The sequence below is a fragment of the Streptomyces sp. NPDC005408 genome (assembly GCF_040606445.1).
Lineage (GTDB): Bacteria > Actinomycetota > Actinomycetes > Streptomycetales > Streptomycetaceae > Streptomyces.
Window position 1 is genome coordinate 1 of the sequence record NZ_JBEXEX010000047.1, and the last position, 14604, is coordinate 14604.

16 protein-coding genes and 1 pseudogene are annotated in these 14604 nt (G+C 67.8%); 3 read left to right on the plus strand and 14 right to left on the minus strand.

Features of this window, described 5'->3' with window-relative positions:
* Nucleotides 1–437: 437 nt before the first annotated feature.
* The 10 genes from ABZS64_RS30830 to ABZS64_RS30875 form a co-directional block, all read right to left on the minus strand.
* Complete coding sequence (locus ABZS64_RS30830; RefSeq protein WP_355836856.1) at nt 438–1442, minus strand: NAD(P)H-dependent glycerol-3-phosphate dehydrogenase; 1005 nt, start codon at nt 1440–1442, stop codon at nt 438–440.
* A complete protein-coding gene (locus ABZS64_RS30835) occupies nt 1439–2266 on the minus strand; it encodes a methyltransferase domain-containing protein (protein ID WP_355836858.1) in 828 nt (275 codons plus the stop codon). The genes ABZS64_RS30830 and ABZS64_RS30835 overlap by 4 nt, the downstream gene beginning before the upstream one ends.
* Nucleotides 2267–2280: 14 nt before the next feature.
* Nucleotides 2281–3420 carry a YcaO-like family protein gene (locus tag ABZS64_RS30840; RefSeq protein ID WP_355836860.1) on the minus strand — a complete coding sequence of 380 codons (1140 nt, stop codon included), beginning with the start codon at nt 3418–3420 and terminating at the stop codon, nt 2281–2283.
* On the minus strand, nt 3410–4675 hold the full coding sequence (locus ABZS64_RS30845) for a TfuA-like protein (protein ID WP_355836862.1): 1266 nt from the start codon (nt 4673–4675) through the stop codon (nt 3410–3412). The genes ABZS64_RS30840 and ABZS64_RS30845 overlap by 11 nt, the downstream gene beginning before the upstream one ends.
* Nucleotides 4676–4920: 245 nt before the next feature.
* Nucleotides 4921–5058, minus strand: coding sequence for a hypothetical protein (locus ABZS64_RS30850; protein WP_355836864.1), 138 nt, complete (start codon nt 5056–5058; stop codon nt 4921–4923).
* A gap of 106 nt (nt 5059–5164) precedes the next feature.
* Nucleotides 5165–5587 carry an ATP-binding protein gene (locus ABZS64_RS30855; RefSeq protein ID WP_355836866.1) on the minus strand — a complete coding sequence of 141 codons (423 nt, stop codon included), beginning with the start codon at nt 5585–5587 and terminating at the stop codon, nt 5165–5167.
* Nucleotides 5584–5778, minus strand: coding sequence for a hypothetical protein (locus ABZS64_RS30860; RefSeq protein WP_355836868.1), 195 nt, complete (start codon nt 5776–5778; stop codon nt 5584–5586). The genes ABZS64_RS30855 and ABZS64_RS30860 overlap by 4 nt, the downstream gene beginning before the upstream one ends.
* A 661-nt stretch (nt 5779–6439) precedes the next feature.
* Nucleotides 6440–6640: a hypothetical protein gene (locus tag ABZS64_RS30865; protein ID WP_355836870.1), complete on the minus strand. Its 201-nt coding sequence runs from the start codon at nt 6638–6640 to the stop codon at nt 6440–6442.
* A gap of 67 nt (nt 6641–6707) precedes the next feature.
* Nucleotides 6708–6956, minus strand: a complete 249-nt coding sequence (locus ABZS64_RS30870; protein WP_355836872.1) for a hypothetical protein — start codon at nt 6954–6956, stop codon at nt 6708–6710.
* A complete protein-coding gene (locus tag ABZS64_RS30875; RefSeq protein WP_355836874.1) occupies nt 6949–7398 on the minus strand; it encodes a hypothetical protein in 450 nt (149 codons plus the stop codon). The genes ABZS64_RS30870 and ABZS64_RS30875 overlap by 8 nt, the downstream gene beginning before the upstream one ends.
* Nucleotides 7399–7740: 342 nt before the next feature.
* On the opposite strand from ABZS64_RS30875, the gene ABZS64_RS30880 reads away from it, so the two are divergent.
* On the plus strand, nt 7741–9063 hold the full coding sequence (locus tag ABZS64_RS30880) for a DNA-binding protein (protein ID WP_355836876.1): 1323 nt from the start codon (nt 7741–7743) through the stop codon (nt 9061–9063).
* Here ABZS64_RS30880 and ABZS64_RS30885 read toward each other — a convergent pair whose 3' ends face one another.
* The gene (locus ABZS64_RS30885) at nt 9064–10077 is read right to left on the minus strand and encodes an NAD-dependent epimerase/dehydratase family protein (protein ID WP_355836878.1); all 1014 of its coding nucleotides are present in this window, start codon (nt 10075–10077) and stop codon (nt 9064–9066) included.
* Nucleotides 10078–10235: 158 nt separating this feature from the next.
* On the opposite strand from ABZS64_RS30885, the gene ABZS64_RS30890 reads away from it, so the two are divergent.
* The gene (locus tag ABZS64_RS30890; RefSeq protein ID WP_355836880.1) at nt 10236–11138 is read left to right on the plus strand and encodes a phosphotransferase; all 903 of its coding nucleotides are present in this window, start codon (nt 10236–10238) and stop codon (nt 11136–11138) included.
* A 434-nt stretch (nt 11139–11572) separates the two neighbouring features.
* Nucleotides 11573–11692, plus strand: a pseudogene (locus tag ABZS64_RS30895) (chloramphenicol phosphotransferase); the annotation flags it as partial.
* A 392-nt stretch (nt 11693–12084) separates the two neighbouring features.
* On the opposite strand, the gene ABZS64_RS30900 reads toward ABZS64_RS30895, so the two are convergent.
* The 3 genes from ABZS64_RS30900 to ABZS64_RS30910 all read right to left on the minus strand — a co-directional run bounded on the left by ABZS64_RS30900 (nt 12085) and on the right by ABZS64_RS30910 (nt 14587).
* Nucleotides 12085–12381, minus strand: a complete 297-nt coding sequence (locus ABZS64_RS30900) for an ATP-binding protein (RefSeq protein WP_355836882.1) — start codon at nt 12379–12381, stop codon at nt 12085–12087.
* 759 nt (nt 12382–13140) lie between these two features.
* Complete coding sequence (locus ABZS64_RS30905; protein WP_355836884.1) at nt 13141–14409, minus strand: radical SAM protein; 1269 nt, start codon at nt 14407–14409, stop codon at nt 13141–13143.
* 22 nt (nt 14410–14431) lie between these two features.
* Complete coding sequence (locus tag ABZS64_RS30910; RefSeq protein ID WP_355836886.1) at nt 14432–14587, minus strand: hypothetical protein; 156 nt, start codon at nt 14585–14587, stop codon at nt 14432–14434.
* Nucleotides 14588–14604 lie beyond the last annotated feature (17 nt).

Consider the following 14604-nt stretch of genomic DNA (forward strand, 5'->3'; position numbering starts at 1 on the left):
GGCGGCGTACGAACCCGCGAAACCGATCGCGGCGATGATGACCGCGCCCGTGACGACGAGCCCGATGAGTATGCGGTGCGTGCGTGTCAGCTGCACTTGCTCCCCGCCCCTCCGCGCCGACACCTTTCTCTCTCGCCTGGCGCGAGCCCCGCGTGAACGAAGCCAAGCGCCGCGCGCCAAAACGGCTTGTGGCATTCCGTCTCAAGAATTGGCGAACGCTGTCGGACCACGCGGGCACGCTACTTCCATCGCAATGCTCGAACCACTCCCCGACTGCACAATGCTCCGTTCACTGACTTTCGGATGTGCACAACCAGCGCGAAGGGCTTCTCCCTCCCCTCGTTTCGTCAGGTGGGTGACCACGCCGTGCTCCCACGGGGCGGCCGAAGCGTCAGCAACGACGTGTGCCAGGCGGTTGAGCAGACGAGTTCCGTCCGTCAGGCGCCGTAGCGTTCCGGCTTGGGGGTGCGCGTCATCAGCATGGCGGCTGCCTCGGCGACGGTGATCGTGCCTCGGATGACGGCGACGACGACTTCGGTAATGGGCATCTCCACCCCGTGTCGGTGTGCGAGGTGCAGGATCGACATGGACGACTTGACGCCTTCTGCTGTCTGGCTGGTCGCGGTTGTTGCTTCGGCTACGGTCATGCCCTGGCCGAGGTGTTCGCCGAAGGTGCGGTTGCGAGAGAGCGGCGAGGTGCAGGTGGCGATGAGGTCGCCGACTCCGGCCAGTCCGGAGAACGTCAGCGGATCGGCTCCCAGCACCGCACCGAGCCGGGCGGTCTCGGCCAGGCCTCTTGTGATCAGCAGGGCGCGGGCGTTGTCGCCCAGTCCCATCCCGGCTGCCAGTCCGACGGCGAGTGCGATGACGTTCTTGACTGCGCCCCCGAGTTCGCAGCCGACCACGTCGCGGTTGGTGTAGGGGCGGAAGTACGGGGTCAGGCAGGCTTCTTGCAGGGTTTTGGACGTGGTCTCGTCGCGGCAAGCGATGACGGATGCTGCGGGCTGGCGGGCTGCGATTTCTCTAGCGAGGTTCGGGCCGGAGAGCACGGCGACGCGCTCTTCGGGCACACCGGTCACGTGGGTGATGACCTCGCTCATCCGCAGTCCTGTGCTTGTCTCGATGCCTTTCATCAGGCTGACGACAACGGTCTGCGGCTCGATGAGTGGCGCCCACTGCGTGAGGTTGTCGCGCAGCGACTGCGCCGGGATCGAGACCACCAGGAAGTCTGCCCCCGCGAGGGCCTGCGCGACATTGGTCGTGGCCCTCAGCGGCGTCGGCAGGATGATGCCGGGCAGGTAGACGGGGTTTTCATGGCGGGTGTTGATCGCATCGACGATCTCGGGGCGGCGGCCGTGGAGCATCACATCGGTGCCGGCGTCGGCGAGGACCGCTGCGAACGCTGTGCCCCAGCTGCCTGCCGAGAGGACTGCAATCTTCATCCCGTTTCTCCCTCAGCGCCGGACGTCGGGTGGACTTTATCGGCTGGGCGTGCGGGGGCGGGACGCCGCAGGGTGAGCACGATGGCGCGGCGCTCGGCGAGCCGGGGAAGCATTCTGGCCGCCTCGCTCAGCATGGATAGAGTCTGGAGCTCGCCCAGTTCACGGCGCAGGTCGGTTTCGTGGGCGATCCACAGCCGGTACAGGCGGCGCCACATCGCGGGTTCGTCGGGGCGTTCGTCGATGTGCTCGACGTGGAATCCGGCTGCAGCGGCCTCGGCGGCCGGGTCGGCTGCACGGGAGAGGGCGCGGGTGAGGACGGCGCGGGCCCCCGGCTGCAGGATGCGGTGGATCTCGCGGAGGGCCGCCGCCCGGTCGGGGGCGAAGCCGAGCGCGTCCACGCAAACCACCCCGTGTGCGGCGCCGTCGCGCAGCCCGCTCGCCTTCAGCGTGCCGACGCGGAAGGTCGCCTGGTCGGGGGTGACGAAGTGGGAGCGGCGTGTGGCCGCGGCGGCGACGGCCGTTGAGGAGATGTCAATGCCGACCAGGCGCACGGCGAGGGCACGTGAGAGCCACAGGCCCACGCCGCCGGTTCCGCAGCCTATGTCGACGAGGACCTGACCGGGCCGCATGTGCAGTCGGCCGACGAGGGTGCCGAGGACTGTCCAGTCGCACGAGCTGAACGCGCCGACCTCGGACGGGTGCGCGTCGCCCATTGCCTCGGCGTAGAGGCTGGAGACGAGATCAGTCGATGCCCGCGCGGCGTGCCAGGCGTCGAAGCCCTTCTGGAGTCGCTGCTCGGCGGGTGACAAGACCGGTGCGCTCACGGGTGACTGATGGTTCATCGGGGGATTGACCGCCTGATCCGTGACCGCGTTCCCGGGCAGATGACCTTCACCGCTGCCAGGGGCTCGGAGGGGGCCGACAGATCGAGGCAGACCGGCTCGTGCCGGGTGACCTGCTCGATCTGTTCGGCGACTGTTGCGACCTGGTCAGCGAAGCTGCCGCGCCACGGCGCATACCCGCCGGTGAGAGCATCCCAGGGGTGCAGGTTGTCCGTGGCCGGTGGGCGGGATGGCAACGCGTCGAAGACGTCCTCGCGGGAGAGGAGGTCGTCTCTCGTGCCGGCGATGCACGTCAGGCGGGACTGCGCCGCCTCGGTGATGGCACGGGCGAGCGCGATGTGCGGATCCGTGTGGCACCCGGAGCCGGCGAAGTGGAGCGGGTAGTCCTCGGTCCACAGGTAGGTCAGGCACGTCGGGATGCCGTACGTGTTGTCCACGACCGCGAGTTCCAGGAGGGCGCCTGCGCTTATCAGCCGGTCCACGAGCAGGCGGCAGTAGGGGTCTTCGACCGACTGCGGGTCGACCAGCGTGCGCCGCGCTCCGCCGCTGGCGTCGTCGGCGAACAGGGCGTCGCGTTCGATGACCTCGTACAAGCCGTGCAGCATCGCCTCGTCGCGTGTGTTGCCGCAGGCCAGTCCGGTGCTGGTCGCGCGGAAGATGTCCGGCTGCCACAGGTCCCGGTGCGCCGAGCGGCACAGGAGGCCGAGCGGCACGGGAATGGTGGCGCCGCTGTTCACCCCGGTACCCATCGTCCATTCCAGAGGGACTTGCTCCAGCGCCTGGTGCCATGTGGGTTTCATCGGGAGCGCCGCGAGAGGGTAGGACAGCGCGACGTCGTGGGCCGGCACGCATAGTGCGGGCGTTCGGGGCTGTTCGGCGTGCCACAGCTCGATGGACTCCATAACAGCGGAGATCTTGGCCAGCAGGGCGGTTGCACCCTTGCCCTGGGAGGCAACCAGCGTCTGGGAGGGGGGCCGGATCGCCGTATGCACGGGCAGGCCGAGGTAGTCCAGCCCGGTCAGCGACGCCACCCGTGTGATGCCGTAGTGCGGCAGTGCGGGAGCGAGGGATGCCCAGGTGTCTTCCGGGGTGCGGGTCCGCACGGTGCCGTCGAGCAGCACCCGGTCACTGAGCATTGGCGAACTCGCTTGCGGCCGCGGCCTGTTCCTGGTCGTGGAGGAATCCCACCATGAACTGCTTCATCTCCTCGATTGCGTGCGCGCTGCTGTGGAAGCCGCGGGCCGCTGCCTCGTCGTCGACCCGGTCCGGGGCCACCCGCCACAGATCGAGGAGGGTGGAGCGGGTCACGGTGTCCTTGACGGCCTCCGGGACAAAACCGGGGACGGACCGTCGTGCCTGTTCGTTGCACGTTTCGTACCGGGTGATCGCCGCGCGGTCGGCGGCCGTCTCGCGGGCCAGCAGCCGCGCCACGGTGTCCGCATCGCGCAGGTCGGCCCGTAGCCGGAAGACCGCGTGAGCCGGAAGCGGGCTGGGCTGCTCGCCAGTCAGGCGGGCCATCCGCTCAGCCAATGGCATCCCCCGGCGGCCATCGTCGGTGCAATGCGAGAGATGGTTGAGGTGGGCCTCCCACACCCTTGGAAACTGCCCGTCGAACAGCGCCTGGTACGACACACGGTGCGACGTCGCCAGCGTCCGTCCGTCGACCAACTCCGTCGCGAAGTGGTTGGCCCATCTCCTGAAGTAGCTGGTGTCCCAGCAGGTCTCTGCCTCTCCGGGCCGCTGCGACCGGCCGTCCAGCGCGACCAGGAGGGCTTGCACCGCGTCACATCGCTTGAGGTCTCCGAAGTGCGGGTCCACAGAGCGCTGTTCTTCGAGCCAAGCCCCCACTGCCCCTGCTCCGCATTGGCGGCAGACGGCCAGCACCGCGGCGGTCGAACGCTGCGGGTAGTAGACCGCGCGGAGCTCCTCCAGCAGCCGGGCCGCAGTGCCGCTGGTCACGACGCCGTGCTGTTCGGCGATGCGGAGGACGTGGCGCAGGTTCACCAGCGGCCAGGTCAGCGCCCGCTGCTCGCCGCCCGGCTCCTGACCGACCGCCACTTCGTCATCGCCGTCGATGTCGCCGACGACGTAGGCGTGGAAGATCTGCCCCACACCGACCATGCCGAACCCATGCAGTTCGGCCGCCCGCAGCGCGCCGATGCTCGCCGCGCCGATGACTCGGACTCCCCGGCTCATGACGGCCAGGATCTCCTTGTGCCTCAGCGCCGGCACCTGGTGGTACAACCCGTCGATGATGACCACGGTGTCGTGGTCGGCAATCGCGTGGTCGAAGAGGTCACCGTGCCGCACCGGAGGCAGCACGCGGACCGTCAGCGCGCTGAGCAGCGGCTCATCGGGGGCAAGGGTCGGCCCGACGTACACGTGAATCATTGGCTACCGCTCCTGAGCATGTTGGGGCCAACGGGCAGAAGTGCCCGTCGTCCTACTCGGGCCGACCTTCGGCATCCGCAGGTGTCAGGGCACTTCCGTGTGCCGGTGCCGGTGCCGGTGCCGGTGCCGGTGCCGGTGCCGGTGCCGGTGCCGGTGCCGGTGCCGGTGCCGGTGCGGGCAACGGCCGTCACAACGTCGTTGTCACCGCGCCGGGCGGAAGTGCGGAATCAGTTCCGCGGGCCGCGTCAGGGGCCCTCGTCCTCCACGTCCTCGATGCGGACGACGCTGGAGCGGTCGACGATCTGAGCGACATGGGCGGTGCGGACTGCCTTCGCTGAGGCGGGTCCGGCCTGGGCGGCTAGTTCGGACTTGGACTCTTCCATGGGATTTCTCCGTATCTCTCATCTCTCGGTACTCCTCGCAAGATCGGCGGGAGGTTCTGGTGCGGTCCGGCCGCTTGTGCTCGCCGTACCGGTTGCCCGCCCTGGGTCAGGACGGGACGTTTGAATTGGGCAGGCGCAGTTGGGCCCATACGCGCTTGCCCCAGCTGAACGGGTCGGTGCCGGTGTCCTCGGAAAGCCGGGCCACGACGGCCAGGCCGCGGCCGCCTTCGCCGCCAGCCGGGGCGACGCGGGGTACGGCCTTCTTCGCGGACTTGTCGATGACCGCGATACGGACGCAGTCCGTATCGAGTCGGCTGATGGTGACGCGGATGCTGTGGCATCGGGTGTGCCGGGCCGCATTCCCGACGAGTTCGGAGACGACGAGCTTGGCGCTGTCGGTGAGGCCGTCCAGGTCCCACGCGGACAGCGCCCGGGCAATCAGGACCCTGGCCTTGCGGGCGCTCTCCGGCCGGCAGGGCATGGTCTCGGTGTAGGCGGCCAGAGTTGGGCAGGCTGCGGGAGCCTTCATCGGATGCCTCCGGCAGCAAGCTCCGCGTTCAGGTCGACGATGGTGCAGCCGACCAGGTAGCGCGCCAATTGGGCGGCCTGGACCCATGGAAGCAGCGGGTCCTCGTACGCCACGGCGACCGACTCTTTCGCCAGGATGGGGAACGGGGATCCGGGCTTGGAGTGATCGGGGGCGTACTGCCGTCCGTGCACGCCATGGGTACGCGGTTCACGAACCCGGACCGCCGTAAAGGCCTTCCCCAACTGCGGGGACTGCTCCACGGCCTCCGCTGCGCAGCTAAGGCGCACCGGCGGGTGGAGGGTGATCTCCCGCTCTGGCCAGTCAGGTCCACGATCCTCACCTGAGTCATCCAGGAGCCACAGCACACCTCGGTCGGTTCGGTCCGCCGGGCCGCTGTGGATGTGACACAGCAGTTTCCTCATGGCGCGCCGCTGCCGGGAGGTGTGAACGGTTCCGAGCAACGGCCTGCCGCGCTCTCCGGGGCGGGCCGGACGACGGCAACGGTGGATCAGAACATCGTGGTCGCCGCGGTCTGCTGGGAGCTCGTCCATGTAGCCGATCCCGCTCCGCGGGCCGGGGCGGATGACGACCTCTGCTCCGATGGGGGCCTCTCCGGTCCATGCGACCATCCACGGGACTGCCGTCGGCCGCCTCAGGACGGCTGCTCCGGCCTCCGGATCCGCCGGAGAACTTACGGATGTGGCATGCATGAGTGGGGGCCTTTCATCGCTGCTACGAGTTCGGCGGCCGCATGTGGGCGCGGGATGGTCTGGTGGGGTGCTCACTGCCGAGTTCGTTGGGAGGTCATCTCCGCGCAACGTCGGGGGTTCAACTGCGCGGAGATGACCGGTTTCAGGGGACATGCGAGACGTACAGGCGGGCGAGCCAGCCCAGGACGGCGACGACGAACGCTCCGATCAACGTGAGCTGCAGCAACCCGAAGCCGATGAAGTCCACGGATTTGCGGTGGTTGCGGCACAGCGTCCTGATCGGGTGTTTGAGGGCGAACCGCAACCGCGGCAGCCGCTTTCTCGTGCTCCGTACCGCGTTCAAGGGCGCCACCCCCACTGCGGGCGATTCACCACGAGACCAAATGGCCCGCCGCGTACGTCGGTGAGCCTCATGTCCCGGACCCCTCGGCGTGGCCGTCCGCTGTCCCGATCCGGTGCAGCCGCCTCAGGTCGACCCGAGCCCTGGGCGCACGCGACGCCGGGACGCGGAACAGATTCACCGGGGACAGCGGCGTGCCGACATCGGGGATCGGCAGCTTTCCCTTCTCCTCGTTCCAAGCCTTCTGCGGTTCGCGGCGAGGTGGTTCACCACGCTCCTCGATCGCCGGCGGGGCATCGGCAGGGCGGGGGTCAGACATCGCAGTCCTCCACGGCGCGTACGGCCGTGGACGCGATCGGTGTCCAGTCGCAGGGCACATGGGCGAGGAATGACCGATACGTGGCCAGGAGGTCCAGGCTCTCCTCGTACTCGCCGTCACTCGTGCTGACGGCGGATCGAGTGAGGGTGACAATCCCTTGCACGAACCCGCCGGCCACCAGCTCCAGGGCCCGCTGCCAGGACGTTCGCTCCAGCGGATGGGGCAGGCCTGAGCCGTCCCACAGCGACTCGCGATGCACCCGCCACCCCTGGCTGGATGCGTAGGCGCGCACGTGATTCAGGGTGTTCGTCGGAACGTGGTCATAGGTCGTAAGGGCGTACACCACGACCGTGAACCCTCCCGTGGGCTCCAGCGCGCCCACGCTCAGATCGCGTAACCGCTGGCTCTGGCGCGCCGATGGGGGCGTTGGGGTCAGGGCCATCCGGGTCACCTCATCCGGCGGGCAGTGCAGGACGAGCTCCGAGAAGGCCGTCGTTTGCCGTGCGATCTGAGGTTGCAACGGGGGCTCCCCTCGCTGTGCGGATAAGTCCAGTCCTCTTAGAGAGACGACGAGCAGGTTCCTCCCGGCGGGGGTGGCTTCGCCATGCCCTGAGGGGTGGCTCCTGGGCCTCTTTCCAGCGACAGAAGTAGCGCGCGGATACCGTTGAAGTGGCGTCTGTGCTCGCCACGTTGCGCGTGTGGAAGACGTCGGTATCCCTTTCAACGGAAGGGATCCGCCTATGGGGTCGGCGCGTCCGACTGTCAGGGAACTGGGGGGACGTGAATGGGTCAGCAGCCGAGGACGCTCCTCAAGGTCCTGGTCGATCAGCATCGGTGGCGTTACAGCGAGTTCGAGCGGCAGTTCCTCAAGGCAGCTGAAAGGGTCATCGCGAGCGGCGCGGGCAACCCCACCGTGAGCGAGACCGCTTTCCGGCGCTGGACCGCCGGAAAGCTCAAGGGCCTCCCGGGTCCGGATACCTGCCGTGTGCTAGAGGCCTTATTCGGTGTCGCAGCCGCGGACTTGTTCGCACCGCCGCCCGTGATCGCCGATCCCGACGTTGCCACGTTCAACCTGGAAGCCGAGATCGACATGACCGCACGTGAAGCTCAGGACGACGCCGGCGCTACTGCCGCTGCCGCCATCTCCGACACGACTCTTGACCAACTCCGCGATGATGTAGTCAGTCTGGCCAGGAAGTACCACACACTGTCTGCCTATGAGGTGTGGCGGCGGGCCCGCCAACTACGGGGCGAGGCCGAGCGGGCCCGGGATCGCACGCAGATCCCAATCCAGCAGCAGGCGTTGCTCATCCTGGCGGGTGAAGCGTCTGGACTCCTGGCCGCCGCGGCGTTCGACCTTGGGTCGCTGGACGGCGCGAAGCGCCTGGCCCGCACAGCGGCGCTGTACGGAGAGAGCGCACGGTTCGACCCCCTGCGGGCTCACGCAGAGGGCAGCCTCGCCTACATCGCCTACTTCACCGGTCAGCCCTCGCAGGCCGCATCCCTGGCCCGCCGCGCACTGACCTACAGCGGTCTGGGACAGGTCGCCACGCGCCGCCTGCGCGCCATTGAGGCCCGGGCCCACGGGCACCTCGGCGATGTGACATCTGCCCGACGAGCCATCCAGCTGTCGGAAGAAGAGAGCCAAAACGGCCAGGACGATCTCCACGATGGCGTGGGGGGCGAGTTCGGATTCACCGCCGAGCGCCTGGCCATGTCCAACAGCTCGACCGCGCTGCTGATCCGCGACGGACAACAGGCCGAGAACGCGGCCGGTCGCGCATTGAGGCTGCTGGCCGGCAAGCCGCCAGCACAGCTCAAGGCTCCCGTCCTTGGCGGTGCGGCCACCGACCTGGCCATGGCCCGCCTGATGCGCGACGACCTCGACGGCGCCCAAGCAGCGCTGGAAACGTTATGGAACGTCCCCTGCGATCAACGCGTGACAGGTCTGATCGCCCGCGTCGACCGGCTTCGCCGCATGCTGGCCCACCCCCAGCTCCACGGCTCGCCTCTCGCCGCAGAGCTCGGCGAACGCATCGAGGAGTTCGTGCGCTCGTCCGCACAGATGCAACTGGGCACCCAAGGCCTGCTGGCCCTCGAAAGCTGATCACAAGGAGGCGAGGATCCTCGCCTCCTTGTCCGGGGCGATCCCGTGTTCAGCCCACCTCGGATGAGGCACGGGACGCCCTTCGGACGCCAGCCACTCCCACGTATCCCGGATGGTCTCCCCAATGGGCCGGCACCGAAGACCCGCCGCCACCGCCCGACTCGAGTCCACCGCCCACACCCCCTCCTGCGTACGCCACAGCGGCAGCTCCGTCCACTGCCGGACACCATGCTCAAGCAGCACCTGCGGCTCCACCCACACCGGAACCGCAACCGCGTCCGTCACCATGCAGCACGCACGCAAAAAAGCTTCGAACGAAATGCCCTCGGGATGCGTCACGTTGTAGCCACCACCATCCGTGCATGCCGCCTGATCCAGCGCGAAAGCGGCCACATCGCGCACATCGACCGGCTGGATAAGACGGCTCGCCGGGACCGGCGCGAGGAACCTATCCCCCCGCAGCACACGGCGCAGCCACCACGGCAGCCGCCCGACATACTCGCCCGGCCCCAAAATCACGCCCGGCCGTAGAAAGACCGCACGCGCGCCGAACGCCTCCGCCACCGCCCGCTCACCGCCAGCCTTCTGAAAGCCGTAGGTTGTCGGACTGCCGTCCTCACCGGTGTATCCGTACGTCTCGTCAGCGTCCGCGGGGCAGTCGAGCAGGTCAGAATCGTCCGTCAGACGCTGGTGAGGCCAGCCCGCGTAGACCGAGACCGTCGAGATATGCACCCAGCGTCCCGCCACCTCCCGCAACGCCGAGGCGGTCAGCCGCACATCCCGGGGCGCGAGGTCAGAGCTGGAAGTGTCAATCACGGCATCCCAAGGGCCGTGACCTGCAAGCCGCTGGACGTCGGCGACCACTGTGCGATCTCCGTGCACGGGGACAACGCCGGGTACATCCACCCCTGAGCGGCCGCGGTTGAAGGTAGTGACCTCCCAGCCTCGGGCGATGGCCCCCTCCGCGATGTGCCTGCCCAAGAACCACGTCCCACCCATCACCAAGACCTTCATGAACCAGATCCTGCCCGTGATCATTAACTATCGGAAGGGGCGGGGAATCCGACAGCGCACGGTCTGCCTCGCGCCTGCACCGGACTGGCCGCCAACTGTTGGAGCTGCCTCGGGGAACGATATGACAGTCCGACCTCCCATCAGTCAGCCTTGGCCCCATGACAGCACCAGCGCCAACCTACGGCGGATACAGCGAGACGGAAATGCGTCACGTTCTCCAGCAGGCCTGCGAGGCCGTCGGCCTGGACAGCGAAGGAGCTGAGGTCCTCCGCGGGCACACCAACGCCGTTGTCCGCCTCCGCCACGACCCAGTGGTGGTCAAGATCGCCCGCCGTGGCTCCCGTTACGCGGACGTTGAGCGGACGGTACGGTTCGTCCAGTGGCTGGTGGACCTCGGCTTCCCCACCTCGCCCCTTCACGCCGTGCCGCAGCCCGCCATCGTGGACGGCCATTGCGCTACCTTCTGGACGTACCTTCCGCAGCCCGACTACCCGGTGACTGCTCAACAGCTCGCGGAGCCCCTTCATACGCTGCACAACCTGCCAGCTCCGCCCATGCAGCTCCCCGAACACGGCACAGTTACGGCCATCGGCCGGTCAATCGCAGCCGCCCACGTGCTGCCAGCGGCATCCCGGACATTCCTCAGCGAGCGGCTTGAACGATTGGCCAAGGAGCTTGACGAGGTCGACTTCCTTTTCCCGGAAACTGTGATCCAGGGAGACCCGCAGCACCGCAACGCGCTCCACGCTCGCCCCCGGGCCGTTCTGTGCGACTGGGACACCGTGACGCGCGGCCGTCGTGAATGGGATCTCGCCACCATCGAAATCCACTGCCGGCGGTTGCGGCACGGGGTCGGGCAGTACCAGCCGTTCGTTGACTCCTACGGCTTCGACATCACCACCTGGCCGGGCTTCGCCGTGATCCGGGATCTACGCGAGCTGCGCATGGTCAGCACGAATGCCCGGAAGATCGCCCAGGCACCCCACACCCGCAACGAGGTGGAGCGCCGTATCGAAGGATTGCACCAGGAGGACACCTCCTTGATGTGGAACATCCTGTAACCGCTGAGCAAGTCCGTCCAAGGATCGGGGGCAAACTGCCACGCAGCAGGTGCGACTCATCCTGGAGAACCAAGCCGACCTCGCCGTCGTTGCCGAGGCCGCCGAGGCGCCGACGCCATCGCCAATGCGCGGCCTCGCAATCCTTGACATCACCATGCCTCGCCAGACGGGCATACAGGCAGCCCGCGAGCCATCGGCTTCGAACGAGTCTGTTGGCCCCGCGGGATCGAGTTTCTTGGCCCCGGGTGGCGATCTTCGCGGTGCGGCGTGAACGAGTCGATTGGCCCCACCCAGAGGGCGTCGGAGTTCGTTGACGCCGAGTTTGACAGCCCACTCGTCCTGGCCGGACCCGGCTCTGAAGGGACACCCAGGACGGCTGAACTCTGAACGTGCATCATGATCGGATGTCCAGGAGCTCGCGAAACAGGGAAACACTCAGGCACACCTGGATGGGGTTCCATCGCGCGGTCGCCGGCATGGCTGCGGCGGGCAACAACATCGTCGTGGACCACCTCTTCAGCGCGCCATGGCGTCTGCACGACTGCCTTGATGTCGACAGCGCGGTCGAGCATTGCTTGGCACTCCCACTGGAAGGCGAGGTCGTGGTCGGCGTGCTGGGCCAGCAGCCATGCCGCGTCTGCCGCTTCAACACCGACCAGGGTGTGCCCGGGCCAGCCGTGCTCTGCGACGATCCGCCGGAGCGCCTCGGTGTTGGCCCTGTCCACGAGCCCGCCTTTCGAGCCTGACGCGGGCTGACCGGCTGGGTGCGAGCAACCTGCTCGTGCTTTCGACGTACGAGCAGTTCCTCGGCCAAGTCGGGCCGGCGCGGCAGCGCGTTCATCGAGTCCTCATCTCGCGGTGGTGAATCGGGTCCGCGCCCGCCGGTGGGTCGGGGGAAACCCGTGAGCGGTACCTCCTCGTCCAGCGGACGCGGAGTCTTGTGTGATCAAGACTGGCAATCCGCATTGCCGACGGGCAGCGCGGCCCAGGTGCACTTCGCCGTGTCCCCGAGAGGGCTCCGTCCCCAGTCGCTGGACATGGCCTGGACGAGCCGAAGCCCTCGGCAGCCTTCATCCTCCTCGTCGAGTTCCGGATCCAGTACGGGTGGTTCACCGGATCCGTCGCGGATTTCGAGCAACAGCAGGCCGTCTCCGTGAGTGGCGATCAACTCGATCGGAGCACTGGGCGCGTGCTGGACGGCGTTGGTCACCAGTTCGCTGACTACGAGGACCGCGGTCTCCACGGTGCCCTATTCCAGCTCGGAAGGACCTTGGCAACTTCGTGGCGCATCCGTCGCACCTCGCTGACTTGAGACACGAGGCCGAGCGCGATCTGATGGCGTGCTGCAATAGCAGGTCTGGGGCGGGGCGCAGGAACGATCATGAGCGTTCCGGACCCCGTTGCCGGCGATGTGCGTGTTTGCGGGCGAGTCCTACCGAGCCGCGCGCCAATGCATGTCTCTTCGGCCGCTCCCGGATCACGGGCGGGAGAGGCACAGCAGCCAGTTGGTGGAGGCGATTCGTCGTCATCACAATCCCTTCCGGACGCACCGCTTGCGGACGCCCGGACGAAGGCTCGAAGGGGGCGGCGCGAGGGCCTGCCACTAGCCAACCGCTCTGACGAAAGGCAGCCCAGGAAACTCGCAGGCCAACCTCGACGCCAACAACCGGAAACTTTTACCTACTTGGACGTCATCGTCACCGCTACCGTGGGCTCATGGCGGGGAACGTGGGCCCGAATGTCAGCGGCAGGCCTGAGGCAGCAGGAACTCGCTGATGCCCTCAACCGGCGGATTGAAGAGTTCACCGGCCGACCCGGCATAGTGACTGACCGGCACATCCGCAGCTGGCTGTCCGGAAAGACGCGTTCGCCGCGAGCAAGACAACGCCGTGCGCTCGAAGAAGAATGCTGACCCCTCGCATGGGAGGACCCCAGGCCCTGAGGACATCGTCCACACGGCAGGCCGGAACCCCATCACCGACGTCTCGCGCTTCACCGTGCCTCAACGTGAGGTTGGAAAACTCTCAACGAAGTGGCTGCGTGCGAGGTCGTCCTCGATTCGGGAGCGGATGTGATCGATTAGGACGGCCAAGTCGTAGCAGTACACGGACGGGTTGGTGAACCTGTTCAGGGAGCTGAAGCGGTGAGCGTACAGGCCCCCTCCGCAGACCTGGGCCAGACGGCATTTCCCGCAGGTGTCACTCAGCGCGGTAAGGCCGGTTTGCCGGGCGCGGAACTCGTGACCCTCCAGGGCCTGGTCGAAGGAGTGCTGGAAGATGTCAAGGCCGGTCTCCGGGGCACCCGAATAGGACGCCTTCAGCGAGTCCGACTGCTCGATCGAGCCGTCCGTCTCAACCACCACGAGGTCCACTGGGGCGAGACCCACCGACTCGCTGCGGACCGTGCCGCCGAGGATCCCGGTCATCAGCTCCTCAAAGAGCCGGATGCCTGTCTCACGCTCGGGAGCGCCGAACCAGCGGTCGAAGACCTGGCACAGCCAGTCGGCGTACGGAGTGCCACCGACGTCACGCGTCGGCCCCGGCAGCCCAGCCCGTCCGGACGGTCCGGGTGGCCGCGTCGGCGGAATGATGCGGTGTTCCAGGCCGGGCGGAGGCGCGTCCCAGGTGCCGTGCGGCAACAGCATGTCCAGCCGCGGCGGGGCCATGGACAACAGCGCCTCGTAGGTCTCCACGGGGTCATTGTCCAGGTCGACCGTGCACAGAAGGCCCGCGAACAAATGCTCGCGCCCCGAGGTCGTCAGCGACCGCAGCGCCCTGGTCACGTGATCGTGGCTGCCCCTGCCGTCGGCGAACCGCCGGTGCCGGTCGTGGGCCTGGCGGCCGCCGTCCAGACTCACGCATACCCGCACATCGTGGCGCAGCAACACGTCCAGCATCTCCGCGTCCAACAGAACGCCGTTGGTCTGCACCGAGAACCGCGGCGGGACTTCCGCGGCCAGCCTGTTGCTAAGGGTGCGGAGCGTCGCCTCGAGACGTCGTGGTCCGACGAGCAGTGGCTCTCCGCCGTGCAGGATGATCCGTACGTCGGGAAGGTTATGGGCGCGGGCGTGCTCGGCGATCCGGTCCCCCAGGCGGTCGACCGTGGCCGGTTCCATCCGCTGGGGCTTGCGACTCCAGCTCTGGTCGGCCGAGTGGTAGACGTAGCAGTAGTCGCAGTCGAGATTGCAGCGGCTGTGGATCTTGAGTAGGAACTGGCGAAACGGAACGGCACGATCCGTCGTCGCACCGCCCGGCACCGCACCGTCATTCATCGGACCGTCATTCATCGAACCGTCACTGGATCGCGGACTCGAACGGCGCGCTGGGTTCGGTGCTCGGCATGGCCGCTTCCAGGGCGACGCGGCGCAGTACATGGGCGAGGGCAGTGCTCCCACCGGCCAGCCGGTCGACGTCCGCGCCGCTCAGAGCCACCAGGCCCGTCGGGGGCACGACGCGATCAACCGCTG